The sequence below is a fragment of the uncultured Escherichia sp. genome, from assembly GCF_948475835.1.
In the GTDB taxonomy this organism is placed as follows: Bacteria; Pseudomonadota; Gammaproteobacteria; order Enterobacterales; family Enterobacteriaceae; genus ECMA0423.
In genome coordinates, this window is sequence record NZ_CAOLGM010000026.1 from 15,254 (window position 1) to 33,621 (window position 18,368).

The window sequence follows — 18,368 nt, forward strand, 5'->3', positions numbered from 1 at the left end:
TCACTGATCACCCTGTAACGTTCAGAGAGCGTCTTCAGATGTCTATTTATAAAATTCCTCTTCCGCTCAATATTCTGGAAGCTGCACGAGAGCGTATTACCTGGACACTCAACACCCTACCCCGCGTTTGTGTCTCATTTTCTGGCGGCAAAGACTCTGGTTTAATGCTGCATCTGACAGCCGAACTTGCCCGACAAATGGGCAAAAAAATCTGCGTTTTGTTTATCGACTGGGAGGCGCAATTCTCTTGCACCATTAACTATGTTCAGTCCCTGCGCGAGTTGTACACCGATGTCATCGAAGAGTTTTACTGGGTTGCGCTCCCGCTTACGACGCAAAATTCCCTTTCACAATACCAACCCGAATGGCAGTGCTGGGAACCTGATGTCGAATGGGTACGTCAACCTCCCCAAGATGCGATAACCGACCCTGACTTTTTCTCCTTTTACCAGCCAGGCATGACCTTCGAACAATTTGTACGTGAGTTTGCCGAATGGTTTTCACAAAAACGTCCGGCGGCGATGATGATCGGCATCCGTGCGGATGAGTCCTACAACCGTTTTGTCGCCATCGCCAGTTTAAATAAACAACGTTTTGCCGACGATAAACCCTGGACTACGGCCGCACCAGGCGGTCATAGCTGGTACATTTACCCCATTTACGACTGGAAAGTGGCTGATATCTGGACCTGGTATGCAAATCATCAAAGTCTCTGCAACCCACTGTATAACCTAATGTATCAGGCAGGCGTTCCTCTGCGTCATATGCGAATTTGCGAACCTTTTGGCCCGGAGCAACGACAAGGATTATGGCTCTATCACGTTATCGAACCGGATCGCTGGGCTGCTATGTGCGCACGAGTCAGCGGGGTAAAAAGTGGCGGCATTTACGCCGGACATGATAATCATTTCTATGGGCATCGGAAAATCCTCAAGCCAGAACATTTAGACTGGCAAAAATATGCATTATTGCTGCTCAATAGCATGCCGGAAAAAACAGCTGAGCATTACCGCAATAAAATCGCCATTTATTTGCACTGGTATCAGAAAAAAGGCATCGAGGTTCCACAAACCCAGCAAGGGGACATTGGCGCGAAAGATATCCCCTCCTGGCGGCGGATATGCAAAGTTTTACTCAATAACGATTACTGGTGTCGGGCATTATCATTTAGTCCTACGAAAGCGAAGAACTATCAGCGTTATAACGAACGGATAAAAGGAAAACGTCAGGAATGGGGGATACTATGCAACAACGATTAACGCAGGATTTAACGCAATTTCTCGCCAGCTTGCCGGAAGATGATCGCATCAAAGCGATTAATGAAATCCGCATGGCGATCCATCAGGTTAGCCCCTTTCGTGAAGAGCCAGTGGATTGCGTTCTGTGGGTTAAAAACAGCCAACTTATGCCTAATGATTACAACCCAAACAACGTGGCACCACCCGAAAAAAAACTGCTGAAAAAATCCATTGAAATAGATGGTTTTACCCAACCCATTGTGGTCACGCATACGGATAAAAATGCCCTGGAAATCGTGGATGGTTTTCACCGCCATGAAATTGGTAAAGGCTCATCATCATTAAAATTACGCTTAAAAGGTTATTTGCCGGTGACCTGTCTGGAAGGTACGCGTAATCAACGCATCGCCGCGACTATTCGTCATAATCGCGCTCGTGGACGCCATCAAATCACCGCCATGTCGGAAATCGTCCGTGAACTTAGCCAGTTGGGATGGGACGATAATAAAATTGGCAAAGAGCTAGGAATGGACAGCGACGAAGTGCTGCGCCTGAAGCAAATTAACGGCCTGCAAGAGCTGTTTGCCGACCGTCAATATTCCCGCGCCTGGACGGTTAAATAACTAAAGCTGGCGCAGGCGTTCAGCTGCTGCCAGCAACGTCGATTCCTTCTTGGCAAAACAGAGACGAATCAGTTTATGTGGGAAGGGATCGGCGCAAAACACCGACAGCGGAATCGCCGCTACGCCGTGCTCCTGCGTCAGCCACTGGCAAAACTCAACATCATCCAGGGTAGAAACCTCGCTGTAATCCACCAGCAAAAAGTATGTACCTTCACACGGTAAAATCTCCAGCCGGCTTTCATTTAAAGCATTCACCAGAATATCGCACTTCTGGCGATAAAAGTCCGGTAACGCAAGATAATGCTCAGGTTCTGCACGTAGCATATCAGCAAGCGCCAGCTGTGCCGGGGTATTCACCGAAAAGGTCAGATACTGATGTACCTTGCGAATTTCGGCGCTGATGGGCGCTGGCGCAACACAATAACCCACTTTCCAGCCGGTCATATGATAGGTCTTGCCAAATGAAGAAACCGCCACTGCCCGCTCACGCAGCTGCGGATGCGCCAGCACACTGGCATGGCCCTGTTGTGAAAAGTTGATGTGCTCGTAGACTTCATCGCTAATGACAAAAATCTCGTGCCCGGCGATCGCCTGCCACAAAGCGGCGAAATCAGCCTGCTGCCAGACAGTTGCACTGGGGTTATGCGGAGTGTTGAGGATCACCAGTCTGGTGCGCTCGCTTAATAATGCGGCAAATTCCTGCCAGTCAACGCGAAAATGCGGTGGTTGCAGTGCCATACGCTTCACTATTCCCCCAGAAAGCGCGATGGCGGGGGAGTAACTGTCATAGCTGGGATCAAAACAAATCACTTCATCGCCATTGCGCACCAGTGCGGTAATCGCCGCGTATAACGCTTCCGTCGCCCCTGCCGTTACGGTGATATCGCTATCGGCATCTGGTTGATAGCCATACAAACGTTCCGTTTTCTGAGCAATCGCCTCGCGCAAGGCCTGCACGCCGGTCATGGGCGCGTATTGGTTTGCCCCCTGGGCAACGTGGTACGCCAGCCGCTCCTGTAAATAGCGCGGACCATCAAAATCAGGAAAGCCTTGCGACAGGTTAATCGCCTGGTGTTGCTGCGCCAGCGCGCTCATCTGGGTGAAAATAGTGGTGCCAAGTTGTGGAAGTTTGCTTTGTGGAATCAGAGGGTTATTTGTCATTTTTATTGTACCTGACGAAGTTGCGTGTTGAAGGCACTATAACACGATGCTAGTATTTGGCAATCAAGACGTTTAGATGTCTAAATAAAACAATAAGGACAACACAACATGCCTCACAATCCTATCCGCGTGGTCGTCGGCCCGGCTAACTACTTTTCACATCCAGGAAGTTTCAATCACCTGCACGATTTTTTCACTGATGAACAACTTTCTCGCGCGGTGTGGATCTACGGCAAACGCGCCATTGCTGCGGCGCAAACCAAACTTCCGCCAGCGTTTGGACTTCCAGGGGCAAAGCATATTTTGTTTCGTGGTCATTGCAGCGAAAGCGATGTACAGCAACTGGCGGCTGAGTCCGGTGACGATCGCAGCGTGGTGATTGGCGTCGGCGGCGGCGCACTGCTCGACACCGCGAAAGCCCTCGCCCGCCGTCTCGGTCTGCCATTTGTTGCCGCTCCGACGATCGCCGCCACCTGCGCAGCCTGGACACCGCTCTCCGTCTGGTATAACGATGCCGGACAGGCGCTGCATTATGAGATTTTCGACGACGCCAATTTTATGGTGCTGGTGGAACCGGAGATTATCCTCAATGCACCGCAACAATATCTGCTGGCGGGGATCGGTGACACGCTGGCGAAATGGTATGAAGCGGTGGTGCTGGCTCCGCAACCAGAAACGTTGCCGCTAACCGTGCGACTGGGGATCAATAATGCGCAGGCCATTCGCGACGTATTGTTAAACAGTAGCGAACAGGCACTTGCCGATCAGCAAAATCAGCAGTTAACGCAATCATTTTGCGATGTGGTGGATGCGATTATCGCCGGGGGTGGAATGGTCGGTGGTCTGGGCGATCGTTTTACGCGTGTGGCTGCGGCCCATGCCGTGCATAACGGTCTGCCTGTCCTGCCGCAAACCGAGAAATTTCTCCACGGCACCAAAGTCGCTTACGGAATTCTGGTGCAAAGCGCCTTGCTGGGTCAGGATGATGTGCTGGCGCAATTAACCGGGGCGTATCAGCGTTTTCATCTGCCGACTACGCTGGCGGAGCTGGAAGTGGATATCAATAATCAGGCGGAGATCGACAAAGTGATTGCCCACACCTTGCGCCCGGTGGAGTCCATTCATTACCTGCCAGTCACGCTGACACCAGATACGTTGCGTGCAGCGTTCGAAAAAGTGGAATCGTTTAAAGCCTGACGTGCAAATTTAGCAGCAGCGCGCGCCGCCTTTTCCACCGTAGCGCGCGTCCTGCCGCTCACGGAAAAACTCCTCGTAGGTCATCGGCGTTTGATCGGGATGGTTAACCCGCATATGTTCGACATAGTTGTCGTAATCAGGCATACCAATCATCAGCTTCGCCGCCTGACCTAAATATTTTCCGGCTTTTGCCAGTGAATCAAACATCTTGGCCTCCGCTAACCATGTTGCTGAAAGAGTGCCGGATGCGGCGTGAACGCTTTATCCGGCCTACAAATGCTATCAACGCACTCGGTCAGTCCCCTCGCCCCATCGGGGAGAGGGTTAGGGTGAGGGGGAACCCTCGGCACTATGCCAACATTCGCCAACATCCCCCCTCACTCTGACTTTAGTGCGCACCTTTCGCCTGCGCTACGATCTCCTCAACATTTTCCGGCATTGGCTCATACGGCGTTTCTTTCGCCGTTGGCTTCGGCTCTTTCAATGCCGCAAGTGCCGTCTTAATCGAGAACAGTGCCAGAACCACCACGACCACCATAAAGAAGATGGTTAACCCGGCATCCAGACGGTTGTTGAACACCAGTTGCGCCAGCTGTGACTCAGTATACTGCGACGGAATATTGCCGCTGTCGATCATTGCCTGGAACTTGTTAGCAATGGCCAGGAAGCCGACTTTCGCATCCGGGCTAAACGCTTTCTGCCAGCCTGCGGTCAGGGTACAAATCAGTAGCCAGGCCGTTGGTACCAGCGCCACCCAGGCGTAACGTTGACGTTTCATCTTGAACAACACCACGGCACAGAGCATCAGCGCCATCCCTGCCAGCATCTGGTTGGCAATACCAAACAGCGGCCACAGAGTGTTAATACCGCCCAGCGGATCGACCACGCCCTGATGGAGGAAGTAGCCCCACGCCAGTACGCACAGCGCCGTTGCCAGCAGGTTAGCAGGCAGTGAATCGGTCCGCTTCAGGCCAGGAGACACCACGCCCAGCAGATCCTGCAACATAAAGCGCGCAGCACGCGTACCCGCATCTACCGCCGTCAGAATAAACAGAGCTTCAAACAGAATGGCGAAGTGATACCAGAACGCCACATCCATCATACCACCCAGCGCACCGTGCAGGATGTAAGCCATCCCCACCGCCAACGTCGGCGCACCGCCCGCACGGGAAATGATCGACTGTTCACCCACTTCGCTGGCAATCTGGTTGAGCGTATCTGGTGTAATGCTAAAGCCCCAGCTACTCACCACCTGCGCGGCAGAAGCGACCACATCCGCCGTCCCTGCCGGAGCCAGCACCGCCATTGGGCTGTTCATGGCAAAGTAAACGCCCGGATCGATGATACAGGCGGAAACCAGCGCCATAATCGCCACGAAGGATTCCATCAACATTCCACCGTAGCCGATAAAACAAGCCTGCCCTTCGTTCGCCAGCATCTTCGGCGTGGTGCCGGAAGAGATCAGCGCATGGAAGCCAGACACCGCGCCACAGGCGATGGTGATAAACAGGAACGGGAACAGGTTACCGGTCCATACCGGGCCAGTGCCATCGACAAATTTGGTCAGCGCAGGCATGGTCAGCGTCGGGCGCATAATCAAAATGCCTACCGCCAGACCGACGATCGTCCCGATTTTCAGGAAGGTAGAGAGGTAGTCACGCGGGGCCAGCAGCAACCACACCGGCAGCACCGCCGCCACAAAACCGTAACCCACCAGCATCCAGGTCAGCTGCACGCCGGTAAAGTCAAAGTACGGTGCCCAGGTCGGACTTTCTGCCACCCAGCCGCCAGAGATAATGGCGAAAATCAGGAATACCAGACCGATGACCGACACTTCACCAATACGCCCCGGACGCAGATAGCGCAGGTAGATCCCCATAAACAGCGCCAGCGGAATGGTGAACGCAACGGTATACGTTCCCCACGGGCTATGAGTCAGGGCTTTCACCACGATCATCGCCAGTACTGCAAGGATAATGACCATGATCATAAAGCAGGCCACCAGCGCTATCACCCCGGCGGTTGGCCCCATCTCTTCTTTGACCAGCTCACCCAGCGATCGACCGTCACGGCGCGTAGAAACAAACAGCACCATGAAATCCTGCACCGCACCGGCGAGAACCACCCCGGCGAGCAGCCAGATCATCCCTGGCAGGTAACCCATTTGCGCCGCCAGTACCGGCCCAACCAACGGACCTGCTCCGGCAATGGCCGCAAAATGGTGACCGAACAGCACTTTCTTGTCCGTCGGCACATAGTCCAGCCCGTCGTTATGGCGCACCGCTGGCGTCATACGCGTCGGGTCAACCGCCAGCACATTTTTGGCGATATACAGCCCATAAAAACGGTAAGCGATCAGATAGATACAGACCGACGCCACCACAATCCACAGCGCGTTGATCTGTTCCCCACGATTTAAAGCAATGTATCCCAGAGCAAATGCTCCCATTACAGAGAGCACTGTCCAGACGAGGTATTTCCCTGATTTGTTCATAGTTGTTATCCGTGTGCGTGTCCATAGATATGTTACATTTTGTTTCTATAACATCTTTGTACGATTTAACAACACGGTAACCATGTAAATCGGAGTTGAAACCAATATTTAACTTAACAATGTTAACTCGATCACTCCGTTAACCGAGTTTTCCTGCAATCTCATTTAATTCTGTCGGGCTCATCCCAAAACTGCCGTACCCAGCCGACAAGTGCAGCAACGCCGCCCCTGTTCATCGAAAACGACGATTTCCCAGCTCTGATTTTGCCGCCCAAGATGCAGCGGCTGGCAGACGCCGCGTACCTTGCCTTCAGACACCGGGCGATGATGGGTGGCGTTAAGTTCCGTACCCACCACACACTGCCCGTCACGGGTCATCATAAATCCGGCCATCGATCCCAGCGTTTCAGCCAGCGCCGCTGACGCGCCGCCATGCAGCAGGCCAAACGGCTGATGAGTACGGGTATCAACCGGCATTTCGGCTTCCAGCACATCATCTCCCAGACGGGTATACACAATTCCCAGATGCGCCACCATTGTGTTATCGCTGGTGGCGTTCAGTTCGTCGAGCGTTAAATGGCGTTTCCAGATCATGCTTATGCCCCCAGCGTTGAGCCGCCATCGACCACAATATCCTGTAGGGTGATATGGCTGGCGAGGTCAGAGGCGAGGAACAAAATCGTGTTGGCGATCTCTTGTGGACGGGCGATTTTCCCCAGCGGAATGCCGAGTTTAAACTGCTCGCCAAAGCCGCGAATACGCTGTTCTTCGGCGTCATCGCTCACCCACAGCGTGCGTTGCATATCGGTGTCGGTGGAGCCAGGCGAAACCACATTACAGCGCACGCCGCTAACCGCCAGTTCCAGCCCGACGCTCAACGCCAGGCTTTTCAGCGCCGCTTTCGATGCGCCATAAGCACTCATACCAATACGCGGCGTGTGTGCGGCGTCGGACGCCACAGTGACAATCGCCCCGCCCCGCTGACGGCGAAACTGGTTCATGGTTTGCTGAAACAGGTTAAACGCACCGCCGACGTTAACCGCAAAAGTCTGCTGCCAGTCCTCTTTGCTCAGTTGGTCTGTCGCGCCCATGCGTAAAATTCCCGCCGCATTGACCAGCGCGTCCAGTCGCTCCGTTTCAGCTAACAGTCGCTGACACACTTGCGCCACCTGCGCAGCGTCGGCAACATCCATCACTTCGGTCGCAAAGGGATATTGCTCCTGAGTGAACGCTTGATCAAAACCTGTAACTTTCGCTCCCGCCTCAACAAACGCCAGCGCCGTGGCGTAGCCGATACCTTTACCTGCGCCGGTTACCCAGACATTTTTACCGCTGAAATCCATTATTTCACCTCGCGGGAGAGTAGCTTCCACCAGGCGTCGATGGTCGGGTTTTTCGCCAGCATGACAAAATCGATATCACCATGCACTTTGCGCCAGCGCGCCGCCAGCGCCATCATGCGCACCGAATCCAGACCGTAGTCGATCAGGTTGTCGTCATCGAACGGTTCATCGGACTCGTCCAGCAACGGCAGGATCACCTCACGCAGCGCCGCTTTGCTGGCGGGGACAGGTGCTGGCAGCAATTCTTCGGTCATCACCACCCGGCCAGAACGTCCGGCCACATATTTCAGCGACATCAAATGCTCGTCACGGCTGAAATCGGCCAGCGCATCCGCCACCATAAACGGTTTAATATCGCGCATAAATGCGTCGGTTGCGGTAGTCATACAGCCAATGTGGGCATATACCCCGGTAATAATCAGCTGGTTACGTCCACTCTCTTTGAGCATTTGCTCCAGCGGAGAACGATGAAACGCGCTGTAGCGCCACTTCACCAGCACCGTGTCGTCGGCATCTGGCGTCAGGCGATCCACCACCTTTTGCTGTTCCGGCGAACGGGTCAGGCCCGGCCCCCACATATCATTCAACAGCGCCCGATCTTCATCGCTCTGCTCTTTCGGCTGGGCGGTGTAATAAACCGGAATATTGTGCTGTTTGCAGTAGTCGCGCAGCGCAGCAATATTCGCGATCACCTGCTCCATCATCGGGCAGTTCTCGCCCCAGAAGCTGACAAAATAGTCCTGCATATCATGGATTAACAACGCGGCACGTTGCGGTTCAAAGGCCCAGTCAACTTTATTCTTAGGGATATCGTGAGACTCCGGCAGTGCGTAAGCCTGTAATTTTGGAATAGCCATCGTGTTCTCTCCTTCAGGCTGATGCGCGTGACGCCAGCCACTGACGTAATTGTTTTTTATCGACTTTCCCGACCGCCGTCAGCGGAAGTGAATCTACACACTCCACGCGATCCGGTAATTTAAATTCGGCAATACCCTGTTCACGCAGGAAACGACGCACCTGCACCGCGCGCAGCGGCTCTTTTACCACCAGATAAGCGCAGCTTTTTTCGCCCATCAGCTCATCTTCCATGCTCACCAGTGCGGCGTAGATCACCGCCGGGTGGCGCAGCAGCAGGTTTTCGATCTCTTCGGCAGCGATCTTCTCACCGCCACGGTTGATCTGATCTTTCTCGCGCCCCTGCACGGTGATGTACCCCTCTGGATCAATAGAGATCAGATCGCCGGAACAGTAAAAACCGTTGGCATCAAAGGCGCTGGCATTGTGCTGCGGGCTTTTGTAATAGCCACGGAAGGTGTATGGACCGCGGGTCATCAGGCGTCCAACTTCCCCTTGCGGCAGTGGATTTCCTTCAGCATCAGCAACCCATACTTCATCGTCCGGACACATTGGGTAACCCTGGGTATGGATAATTTTCTCCGCGCTATCATCAAGACGGGTGTAGTTCACCAGCCCTTCCGCCATGCCAAACACCTGCTGCAACTGGCAGCCAATCTCAGCGGGAATACGCGCCGCAAGGGTGGCAGAAAGACGTGCGCCGCCGACCTGTAACAGTTTCAGCGAGGCAAGCTGCGCCCGGCTTTCACCTTCGGTCAGCGCCTGCAACCACAGGCTGACTGCCGGTGGCACCAGCGCGGTGACGTTCACCTGATGTTTTTCAATCAATGGGAAGCAAAGCGTGGCGCTGGGATCGGCCGCCAGAACAACCGTTCCTCCGGCAAGAAAGACGCCCAGCGATCCCGGCGAACTCATGGCGTAGTTATGAGCCGCCGGGATCGCGCACAGGTAGCGTGTCTGTCGTGTGAACTGACAAATCTCGACGCTACGACGCACGCTGTAGTAGTAGTCGTTATGAGTGCGCGGGATCAGTTTCGGTGTGCCGGTGGTGCCGCCGGAAAGCTGGAAATAGGCCACTTCATCAGCAGGTGATGGCGTGGCAGTAAAATCCTCAGCCGGATGGTTAATCGCATCCTGCAAGTTATGCTCACCGCTGTCGTTGTGCAGTTGCACCACGCGAATGGAGGAATGTTCTGTGACGAAAGTATTGAGGAAATCATCCCCGCTAAACAGCGCATGTTGGCGATCGGCAATCAGCAATGCGGGTTCAATCTGGCTGGCATAGGCGTTCAGTTCACTACGCTGATGGCTGAACAGCGCCAGCACCGGCGCAACGCCCAGTTTCAGCAGCGCGAAAAAGGTAATATACAATTCAGCGACGTTACCCAGTTGTACCAGCGCGGTTTCACCAGGTTTAATGCCCTGACGGCGTAAACTACACGCGAGGTTATCCGCCGCCTGATTCAGCTCCCGGTAACTCAACTGTCGCTCGCCGTCGATAACCGCGATGCTGTCACTCGCAGCGTGGCGAGTCAGAATGTCGGTCAGCGGCAAATCCTGCCAGTAGCCTTTTTCCCGATAGCGACGGGCAAACTCTTCCGGCCAGCGGGTGAATGGAATGCTCATCCTCGCTCCTTAATGCAATCCAAAAACGTTCAACATGGTAGAAAGTTTGACGCCTGTTTCGCGCCACTCACCCAACGGTGACGACGCAGGCACAATCCCCGCTCCGGCAAACAGACGCACCTGATTTTCCCGCAGCTTCGCGCAGCGGATGGTCACCACCCATTCGCCGTTACCTTCGCTGTCACACCAACCCACAATGCCGCCAAACAGTTCGCGGTCGAATGGCTCCAGTTCAGCAATAACCTGGGTCGCGGCCTGATGCGGGAAACCGCTCAGCGCGGGGGTTGGATGCAGCAGACAGGCCAGAGTCAGTGCGTTTTCTTGCGAATTCGCTTTACCTTCAAAGGGAGTTGCGAGATGCCACAGCGTCGGCGTGGTAATCAATTGTGGAGAGGAGGGAACGTGTAACTCACTACTGCGTTCGCGCAGTACCTCTTTCATCGCCTGAGTCACCAGTTCATGTTCATGGCGATCTTTTTCTGACGCCAGCAGACGATTACCCGCTTCGCGATCGAGCACTTCATCCGGCTGACGACGCGCGGAACCGGCTAACGGAATGGAGCTAAAACGCTCGCCGTCTTTACGTAGCAGCAGTTCCGGGCTGGCCCCCAGCAGGACGCCGCCATCAGCCAGCGGGACATGGAAGTTGTAACTAACCGGGTTTTGCGCAATCAACCGTTCCAGCAATACGCCACTATCAATGGCGGCGTCAGTGGTGATATCAATCAACCGTGACAACACCACTTTGTCGACCTGCGGCGTGGCGGTAAGTGCGGCAGCGCGAGCAACCATCTGTTCAAACGTGGTTTGTTGCGGAATTGCCTGGCGTTCTACCACGTTCAGCGACTCGCTGCGGGTGAAACGGCGGGCGGAAGCTTGTTTTTCCTGACGGGAGAACGACTGCCAGGATTCGGGAATATACAGCGACGAAGGCTGACGTGGATCGAAGGGAATCGCCCCGACCATCACCGGATTTTTGATGCCCTGCGCTTTGGCATCGGCAAACAGCGCGGCGAGTTTTTGCTGGAAGGGACTGTCGGGCGAATCCCCGTTCACAGCCGGTTCATCGAAACGGGCGAAACATCCTGACGTCGTAAAACTGCGGTACGGCGACATAAAGAAAAAGCGATTGGGCGCAAGTGTTGCCATGGTCTGCTGTACTTCCTCAGCCAGTGACGTATCCATATCATCCTCCACAAAATGATAAAGGCTTTAATAATGATTATCATTTATATTTTCGGTCGCTAACCTAAAAGCAAACGCGCACTATGTCAACTCTTGAGGTAACGCAATCTGCAACTCGGGGTTGCATCTGGTTGTGGTTACAATGAAAATGAGAAGCATTAACTTCATTAATAACAGGAAGCTGATTTGTGAGACTCGCCCCGCTCTACCGCAACGCCCTTCTATTAACAGGACTTTTACTTTCAGGAATAGCCGCAGTTCAGGCCGCTGACTGGCCGCGTCAGATTACTGACAGCCGTGGCACACATACACTGGAAAGCCAGCCGCAGCGTATTGTTTCCACCAGCGTCACCCTGACCGGCTCACTGCTGGCGATTGATGCTCCGGTGATCGCCAGCGGCGCGACCACGCCGAATAACCGCGTCGCGGATGACCAGGGCTTTTTACGCCAGTGGAGCAAGGTGGCGAAAGAACGCAAACTGCAACGGCTCTATATCGGCGAACCGAGCGCCGAAGCCGTTGCCGCGCAAATGCCGGATCTGATTTTAATTAGCGCAACCGGCGGGGATTCGGCGCTGGCACTGTATGATCAGCTTTCCACCATCGCCCCGACATTAATCATCAATTACGACGACAAAAGCTGGCAGTCGCTGTTAACGCAGCTTGGCGAAATTACCGGGCATGAGAAACAAGCGGCAGAGCGGATTGCACAGTTTGATAAGCAACTGGCAGCGGCGAAAGAGCAAATCAAATTACCGCCGCAGCCGGTCACTGCCATTGTCTATACCGCCGCTGCACACAGTGCCAATCTCTGGACGCCGGAATCAGCACAAGGGCAGATGCTGGAACAACTCGGCTTTACGCTGGCGAAGTTGCCCGCAGGGTTAAACGCCAGCCAAAGCCAGGGCAAACGCCATGACATCATTCAGCTTGGTGGGGAAAATCTGGCTGCTGGGTTAAATGGCGAGTCACTATTCCTGTTCGCCGGTGATCAGAAAGATGCCGATGCGATTTATGCCAATCCACTGCTCGCGCACCTGCCCGCAGTACAAAACAAGCAGGTTTATGCGCTGGGAACCGAGACGTTCCGCCTGGATTACTACAGCGCCATGCAAGTGCTGGAACGACTTAAGGCGCTGTTTTAAGCATTAACTGTCAGACGCTGTCACCTGCGGCGGCGTCTGGCGAAAACGTCGCAACTCCACCAGCACCAGCAATAACAACACGCCGATAATCAACAAACCAAAACCGCTCGCGCTTGCGGAAGCAACCGGTGTCATCATCGCGCCCAAACCACCCAGCAGCGCCGCGCCTATGGCATCGCCCGTCACGTTCTGCGCCGTCCACAAACCGTTAATCCGCCCTAACATCGCTTCCGGGGTTTGCGTTTGCAGCATTGTATATTGCAGCAACGAACTAACCGCGCTCAGCCAGCCGAACAGCGCCAGACAAACCACGCCTAAAATCCACATCGGCATCAGGCCAAACAGACCAATGGCGAGGAACGATCCCAGCGTGGAGAGCAGCATCAATAACCCTGGTCGCGCACTATGTGCCAGCTTCCCGCTGGTTAACGCACCAATAGCCGCGCCGAGCGGGATCGCCGCGTAGAGAAAACCAATCTGTGCCGCTGACATCTGCCAGTTGTCAGCCAGCGCCGGATACAGTACCCGCACCGCGCTCGCCATCGTCAATAAACCACCCAGCAGCGCAATCCCGCCCACCAGCGGGCTGGCAAGCAGAAAACGAAATCCTGCCAGTAATGATTTCAACGGATGCTCACGCGGCTGCGGTGGCGGTGGCAACGCCGGAAGGCTTAACAACGGTAGCAAGGTAATAAACGTGCCCGCCGCCGCCAGCCCGTAGTTCCAGGCTACGCCACCGGTCGCTAGCAATAAACCGCCAATCATGGGCGAAATCACCGACCCCAGACGCACGGTCAACATGGTGATCGCCCCGGCCTGCATTAAGTTTTCACGCCCTACCAGTGCTGGTGTCGCCGCCAATAGCGCCGTAACGCCAAGCGATGCGAAAAAACCATCCCATAAACCAAGTAAATAGATTGCCAGCAATGACGGCTCCGGCAGCAGTGCATTAAGGCACAGTCCAATGAAGCCAATGCCACAGGTGCCGCGCGCCAGCAAAATCACTTTTTTGCGCTCATAGCGATCCGCCAGCACACCGCCAACCATCAGGCCAACAAACATCGCGCCGCCGGTCAGCGTCACCGAAAGCCCCACCTGCCAGGTAGAATGCGTCATCATCTGGATCTGCACCGGCACCGCGACGCCGAGCAAACCCAGAGACACAATTGAGATAAAACGAGCGAGGAATACTGCGCGAAACGCCGGGTGCGTTTTCAACAGGCTGAGGTTAAGCAGCCAGGATTGTTTATTCATTACAATGCCTTGCCATCAAATATTTTAAATACCTATTCTTAGGCTGCACATGCTAACATATCCAAATAAGATCGATAACGATAATTAATTTCATTATCATGGAAGTTCGTATGTCTGGTTCTGTTGCCGTGACACGCGCCATTGCCGTGCCCGGATTGCTGTTATTACTGATTATCGCGACGGCATTAAGCCTGCTCATTGGGGCAAAATCACTCCCCGCTTCCGTAGTGCTGGAGGCCCTCTCCGGCACCTGCCAGAGCGCCGACTGCACCATCGTGCTCGACGCGCGACTGCCGCGCACCCTTGCCGGTTTACTTGCAGGCGGCGCGCTTGGCCTTGCCGGGGCGTTGATGCAAACCCTCACCCGAAATCCACTTGCCGACCCCGGCTTGCTTGGCGTGAATGCCGGAGCCAGCTTTGCCATTGTGCTGGGTGCGGCGCTGTTTGGTTACTCATCCGCGCAGGAACAACTGGCGATGGCCTTCGCCGGGGCGCTGGTGGCCTCATTGATTGTTGCCTTTACCGGCAGTCAGGGCGGCGGGCAGTTAAGTCCGGTGCGTTTAACCCTGGCGGGCGTGGCGCTGGCGGCGGTGCTGGAAGGACTGACCAGCGGCATCGCCCTGCTTAATCCTGACGTCTACGATCAACTGCGTTTCTGGCAAGCCGGTTCGCTGGATATTCGCAATCTACATACCTTAAAAGTGGTGCTGATCCCGGTGCTGATCGCCGGAGCAACTGCGCTATTACTGAGTCGCGCGCTGAACAGTTTGAGCCTCGGCAGTGACACCGCGACGGCGCTGGGCAGTCGCGTGGCGCGCACACAGTTAATTGGTCTGCTGGCGATTACCGTGCTTTGTGGTAGTGCGACAGCGGTAGTTGGCCCGATTGCCTTTATTGGCCTGATGATGCCGCATATGGCGCGTTGGCTGGTGGGTGCCGATCATCGCTGGTCGCTGCCCGTCACGCTACTCGCCACCCCTGCCCTGCTGCTGTTTGCCGATATCATCGGGCGGGTGATTGTGCCCGGCGAGTTGCGCGTTTCTGTGGTCAGTGCGTTTATTGGTGCACCGGTGCTGATCTTCCTCGTGCGACGTAAAACGCGAGGTGGTGCATGATTTACGTCTCTCGCCGATTACTCATCACCTGTTTGCTGCTTATTTCCGCCTGTGTGGTTGCAGGTATCTGGGGATTACGCAGCGGTGCCGTCACGCTGGAAACCTCGCAGGTATTCGCCGCGCTGATGGGCGATGCGCCGCGCAGTATGACGATGGTGGTCACCGAATGGCGTTTACCACGCGTGCTGATGGCGCTGTTGATTGGCGCGGCACTGGGCGTCAGCGGTGCGATTTTTCAGTCGCTGATGCGTAACCCGCTCGGCAGCCCTGACGTAATGGGCTTTAACACCGGGGCGTGGAGCGGCGTGCTGGTGGCGATGGTGCTGTTTGGTCAGGACCTGACGGCTATCGCGCTGTCAGCAATGGTGGGCGGCATTGTCACTTCGCTTCTGGTCTGGCTGCTCGCCTGGCGTAACGGCATCGACACCTTTCGGTTGATTATTATCGGTATCGGTGTTCGCGCCATGCTGGTGGCCTTTAATACCTGGCTGTTGCTGAAAGCGTCTTTAGAAACGGCGCTAACAGCGGGTTTGTGGAATGCCGGATCGCTCAACGGCCTGACGTGGGCAAAAACCTCGCCTTCCACACCCATCATTATATTGATGCTCATTGCCGCCACCTTGCTGGTGCGGCGAATGCGCTTGCTGGAGATGGGCGATGATACCGCCTGCGCGCTGGGCGTCAGCGTCGAACGTTCGCGTCTGTTAATGATGCTGGTTGCAGTGGTGCTTACCGCTGCGGCAACGGCGCTTGCCGGGCCGATTTCCTTTATTGCTTTAGTCGCGCCGCACATTGCCCGACGCATTAGCGGCACCGCTCGCTGGGGGCTAACCCAGGCGGCGCTGTGCGGGGCGCTGTTACTGCTGGCGGCCGATCTCTGCGCCCAACAACTGTTTATGCCGTATCAACTTCCGGTTGGCGTCGTTACCGTCAGCCTCGGCGGTATTTACCTTATCGTCTTGTTAATTCAGGAGTCTCGCAAAAAATGACCGAATCAGTAGCCCGTTTGCGCGGCGAACAGTTAACCCTGGGATATGGCAAATATACCGTTGCGGAAAATCTGACTGTAGAAATTCCTGATGGTCACTTCACGGCAATTATCGGACCAAATGGCTGTGGTAAATCCACGTTACTGCGTACCTTAAGCCGCCTGATGACGCCTGCTCACGGGCATGTCTGGCTGGATGGCGAGCACATTCAACATTACGCCAGTAAAGAAGTTGCACGCCGGATTGGTCTGTTGGCGCAAAATGCTACCACGCCGGGCGATATCACCGTGCAGGAGCTGGTGGCGCGTGGACGTTATCCGCATCAACCGCTGTTTACCCGCTGGCGCAAAGAGGATGAAGAAGCGGTAACGAAAGCGATGCAGGCCACGGGAATAACTCATCTGGCAGATCAAAGCGTGGATACCCTTTCTGGCGGACAACGCCAGCGAGCGTGGATCGCGATGGTGCTGGCCCAGGAAACGGCAATTATGCTGCTCGACGAACCCACGACCTGGCTGGATATCAGTCATCAGATTGATCTACTGGAACTGTTAAGCGAACTGAACCGCGAGAAAGGCTATACCCTGGCGGCGGTGCTGCACGATCTTAATCAGGCCTGTCGTTACGCCAGCCATTTGATTGCATTGCGGGAAGGGAAAATTGTTGCTCAGGGAGCGCCGAAGGAGATTGTCACTGCTGAACTGATTGAGCGCATTTATGGTCTGCGATGCATGATCATTGACGATCCGGTAGCCGGAACGCCGCTTGTGGTGCCGCTCGGACGAACGGCACCTTCAACCGCAAATAGTTAAACTAAGTGGTCTGCCATCATGGCATCCTGTTTTCTGGATGCCATCGCATAGCGCAATAACACGCTACCACAAGCCACCATCCCGCCGATCAGCGCGGAAAGGATCACAATAATCGCCTTACCCGGACCGTCTTTTTTCACTGGCAATGACGGGCTTAACTGATATTTAAACGGCGTAAAATTCACATCGTTGATATTTGCTTTTGTTAACTGCTCAACAAGATACTGACGATTACGTAATTCACCGTTCAGTTCCGCAACGTCAGTGACCGCTTTTTCAATTTCCAGTTTGCGTTCAATACCGTCTGCGCCGAGAGAAATAGAGAAATCGGGGTCATCTTTAACGGCCTGACCATTACTGTATACGGGCTTTTTAATTCCCGCCGCGTTGGCAATGTCGAGTGAATAATTGAGGCGCTGAATGTTTGCATCAAGTTGATTTTTCGTTTTAATGCGATCCTGAGCCAGTTTTTCTTTTTCAAACTGGGTTTTGATCTCCAGTTTATTACGGACGTTTTCTATCGACTCTTTCACCACCAACGCAGAGATATAATCGATATACCCGCTCAAAACGGTCTGCGCCTCTTTACTGGTTGGCGCGGTAAAACTTAGCGTCCAGGAGGTATACAGTGACGGTTCATCTTTTTTCTTACTGGCATTGTCATCAACCGCTTTCATTTTTTCGCTCAATGCAACAATAGCGCGATGCAAATCCAGTTCATCGATTTTCGCCTCTTTTAATTGGTCCATCACATAAGGTGATGAACGCAGGTACTCTTCCAGCAAGCTAACCGACTGAAACTTCTTGATAAACAGGTTAAATGCTTCTGTACGATCAATTTTGATATCCAGATCCAGCACTCGAAGCTTAGTGAATGTTTTCTCCAGCTCTTGCCACTGAACAGGTTCTGGAGGCGTGACAACCGCCGCGCTGGTCCATTTTTGCGGCAGGATGAAAGAGATCAGCAAGCCTGCGCAGGCAAACGCAAAAATGACCGCCATGACCGTTTTTTTGGCCCGCCATAAAACTGCGATTAGATTAAGTAAATCAATTTCATTATTACTGGGCGACGCCAGAGGATACTCAGAAAAATGAGCGTCACTTCCCTGTTTAATATTCAATGATGACATGGGGTATAACCTGAAAATGAGTCCAATAGGGGAAAATCTCCACGGCGCTCACTTTACCAGTTGGTGAGAATTATCCGAAGCTGAAGTTTGTAAATTCCTTCCACTGAATGCAACATTCACTCTATTTAAGAGAAATATTCATCAAACCTATAAATCAAACAAATAAAAAAACCCATAATTATTTTCTGTAATTATGGGTTT

General features: G+C 54.0%; 17 protein-coding genes. 7 read left to right on the plus strand and 10 right to left on the minus strand.

Features of this window, described 5'->3' with window-relative positions:
* Positions 1–38: 38 nt before the first annotated feature.
* Both QZF50_RS07550 and QZF50_RS07555 read left to right on the plus strand, forming a co-directional pair.
* A complete protein-coding gene (locus QZF50_RS07550) occupies positions 39–1,259 on the plus strand; it encodes a phosphoadenosine phosphosulfate reductase (RefSeq protein ID WP_061892179.1) in 1,221 nt (406 codons plus the stop codon).
* Positions 1,232–1,861 carry a ParB/RepB/Spo0J family partition protein gene (locus tag QZF50_RS07555; RefSeq protein WP_000502941.1) on the plus strand — a complete coding sequence of 210 codons (630 nt, stop codon included), beginning with the start codon at positions 1,232–1,234 and terminating at the stop codon, positions 1,859–1,861. The genes QZF50_RS07550 and QZF50_RS07555 overlap by 28 nt, the downstream gene beginning before the upstream one ends.
* Here the strand turns inward: QZF50_RS07555 and ybdL are convergent, their stop codons facing one another.
* The gene (gene ybdL, locus QZF50_RS07560) at positions 1,862–3,022 is read right to left on the minus strand and encodes a methionine-oxo-acid transaminase (protein ID WP_001748422.1); all 1,161 of its coding nucleotides are present in this window, start codon (positions 3,020–3,022) and stop codon (positions 1,862–1,864) included. It abuts the gene before it with no gap.
* Between the two features lie 108 nt (positions 3,023–3,130).
* Here ybdL and hcxA point away from each other — a divergent pair, with 108 nt between their 5' ends.
* Positions 3,131–4,219 (plus strand): hydroxycarboxylate dehydrogenase HcxA, encoded by a 1,089-nt coding sequence (gene hcxA / locus QZF50_RS07565; RefSeq protein WP_290388843.1) that lies wholly within the window; start codon positions 3,131–3,133, stop codon positions 4,217–4,219.
* Positions 4,220–4,228: 9 nt separating this feature from the next.
* Here hcxA and QZF50_RS07570 read toward each other — a convergent pair whose 3' ends face one another.
* The 7 genes from QZF50_RS07570 to entC form a co-directional block, all read right to left on the minus strand.
* Positions 4,229–4,426 (minus strand): YbdD/YjiX family protein, encoded by a 198-nt coding sequence (locus QZF50_RS07570; RefSeq protein ID WP_000460431.1) that lies wholly within the window; start codon positions 4,424–4,426, stop codon positions 4,229–4,231.
* A 181-nt stretch (positions 4,427–4,607) separates the two neighbouring features.
* Positions 4,608–6,713, minus strand: a complete 2,106-nt coding sequence (gene cstA / locus QZF50_RS07575) for a pyruvate/proton symporter CstA (RefSeq protein WP_001043157.1) — start codon at positions 6,711–6,713, stop codon at positions 4,608–4,610.
* A gap of 180 nt (positions 6,714–6,893) precedes the next feature.
* Positions 6,894–7,307 (minus strand): proofreading thioesterase EntH, encoded by a 414-nt coding sequence (entH, locus tag QZF50_RS07580; RefSeq protein ID WP_000637953.1) that lies wholly within the window; start codon positions 7,305–7,307, stop codon positions 6,894–6,896.
* Between the two features lie 2 nt (positions 7,308–7,309).
* Positions 7,310–8,056: a 2,3-dihydro-2,3-dihydroxybenzoate dehydrogenase EntA gene (gene entA / locus QZF50_RS07585; protein WP_000347652.1), complete on the minus strand. Its 747-nt coding sequence runs from the start codon at positions 8,054–8,056 to the stop codon at positions 7,310–7,312.
* Positions 8,056–8,913, minus strand: a complete 858-nt coding sequence (gene entB, locus QZF50_RS07590; RefSeq protein WP_001007122.1) for an enterobactin biosynthesis bifunctional isochorismatase/aryl carrier protein EntB — start codon at positions 8,911–8,913, stop codon at positions 8,056–8,058. The genes entA and entB overlap by 1 nt, the downstream gene beginning before the upstream one ends.
* Positions 8,914–8,926: 13 nt before the next feature.
* Positions 8,927–10,537, minus strand: coding sequence for a (2,3-dihydroxybenzoyl)adenylate synthase EntE (gene entE, locus QZF50_RS07595; RefSeq protein ID WP_000026809.1), 1,611 nt, complete (start codon positions 10,535–10,537; stop codon positions 8,927–8,929).
* Between the two features lie 9 nt (positions 10,538–10,546).
* Positions 10,547–11,722, minus strand: a complete 1,176-nt coding sequence (gene entC, locus QZF50_RS07600) for an isochorismate synthase EntC (RefSeq protein ID WP_290388844.1) — start codon at positions 11,720–11,722, stop codon at positions 10,547–10,549.
* A 188-nt stretch (positions 11,723–11,910) separates the two neighbouring features.
* Here entC and fepB point away from each other — a divergent pair, with 188 nt between their 5' ends.
* Positions 11,911–12,867 carry a Fe2+-enterobactin ABC transporter substrate-binding protein gene (fepB, locus tag QZF50_RS07605; protein ID WP_001234312.1) on the plus strand — a complete coding sequence of 319 codons (957 nt, stop codon included), beginning with the start codon at positions 11,911–11,913 and terminating at the stop codon, positions 12,865–12,867.
* Positions 12,868–12,870: 3 nt separating this feature from the next.
* On the opposite strand, the gene entS is transcribed toward fepB, so the two are convergent.
* Positions 12,871–14,121 (minus strand): enterobactin transporter EntS, encoded by a 1,251-nt coding sequence (entS, locus tag QZF50_RS07610; RefSeq protein ID WP_001041789.1) that lies wholly within the window; start codon positions 14,119–14,121, stop codon positions 12,871–12,873.
* Positions 14,122–14,231: 110 nt separating this feature from the next.
* Between entS and fepD the strand changes: the two genes are divergently transcribed.
* Genes fepD through fepC form a run of 3 tightly spaced genes read left to right on the plus strand, consistent with a single transcriptional unit; the run spans position 14,232 to position 17,037 of the window.
* Positions 14,232–15,236 (plus strand): Fe(3+)-siderophore ABC transporter permease, encoded by a 1,005-nt coding sequence (fepD, locus tag QZF50_RS07615; protein WP_001295314.1) that lies wholly within the window; start codon positions 14,232–14,234, stop codon positions 15,234–15,236.
* Positions 15,233–16,225, plus strand: a complete 993-nt coding sequence (gene fepG / locus QZF50_RS07620) for an iron-enterobactin ABC transporter permease (protein ID WP_000640978.1) — start codon at positions 15,233–15,235, stop codon at positions 16,223–16,225. Before fepD ends, fepG begins: the two co-directional genes overlap by 4 nt.
* Entirely contained in the window at positions 16,222–17,037 is an 816-nt protein-coding gene (gene fepC / locus QZF50_RS07625; RefSeq protein ID WP_000140647.1) for an iron-enterobactin ABC transporter ATP-binding protein, read from the plus strand. Before fepG ends, fepC begins: the two co-directional genes overlap by 4 nt.
* Here the strand turns inward: fepC and wzz(fepE) are convergent.
* Positions 17,034–18,167 carry an LPS O-antigen length regulator Wzz(fepE) gene (wzz(fepE), locus tag QZF50_RS07630; protein ID WP_000096738.1) on the minus strand — a complete coding sequence of 378 codons (1,134 nt, stop codon included), beginning with the start codon at positions 18,165–18,167 and terminating at the stop codon, positions 17,034–17,036. The genes fepC and wzz(fepE) overlap by 4 nt on opposite strands.
* Positions 18,168–18,368: the final 201 nt, after the last annotated feature.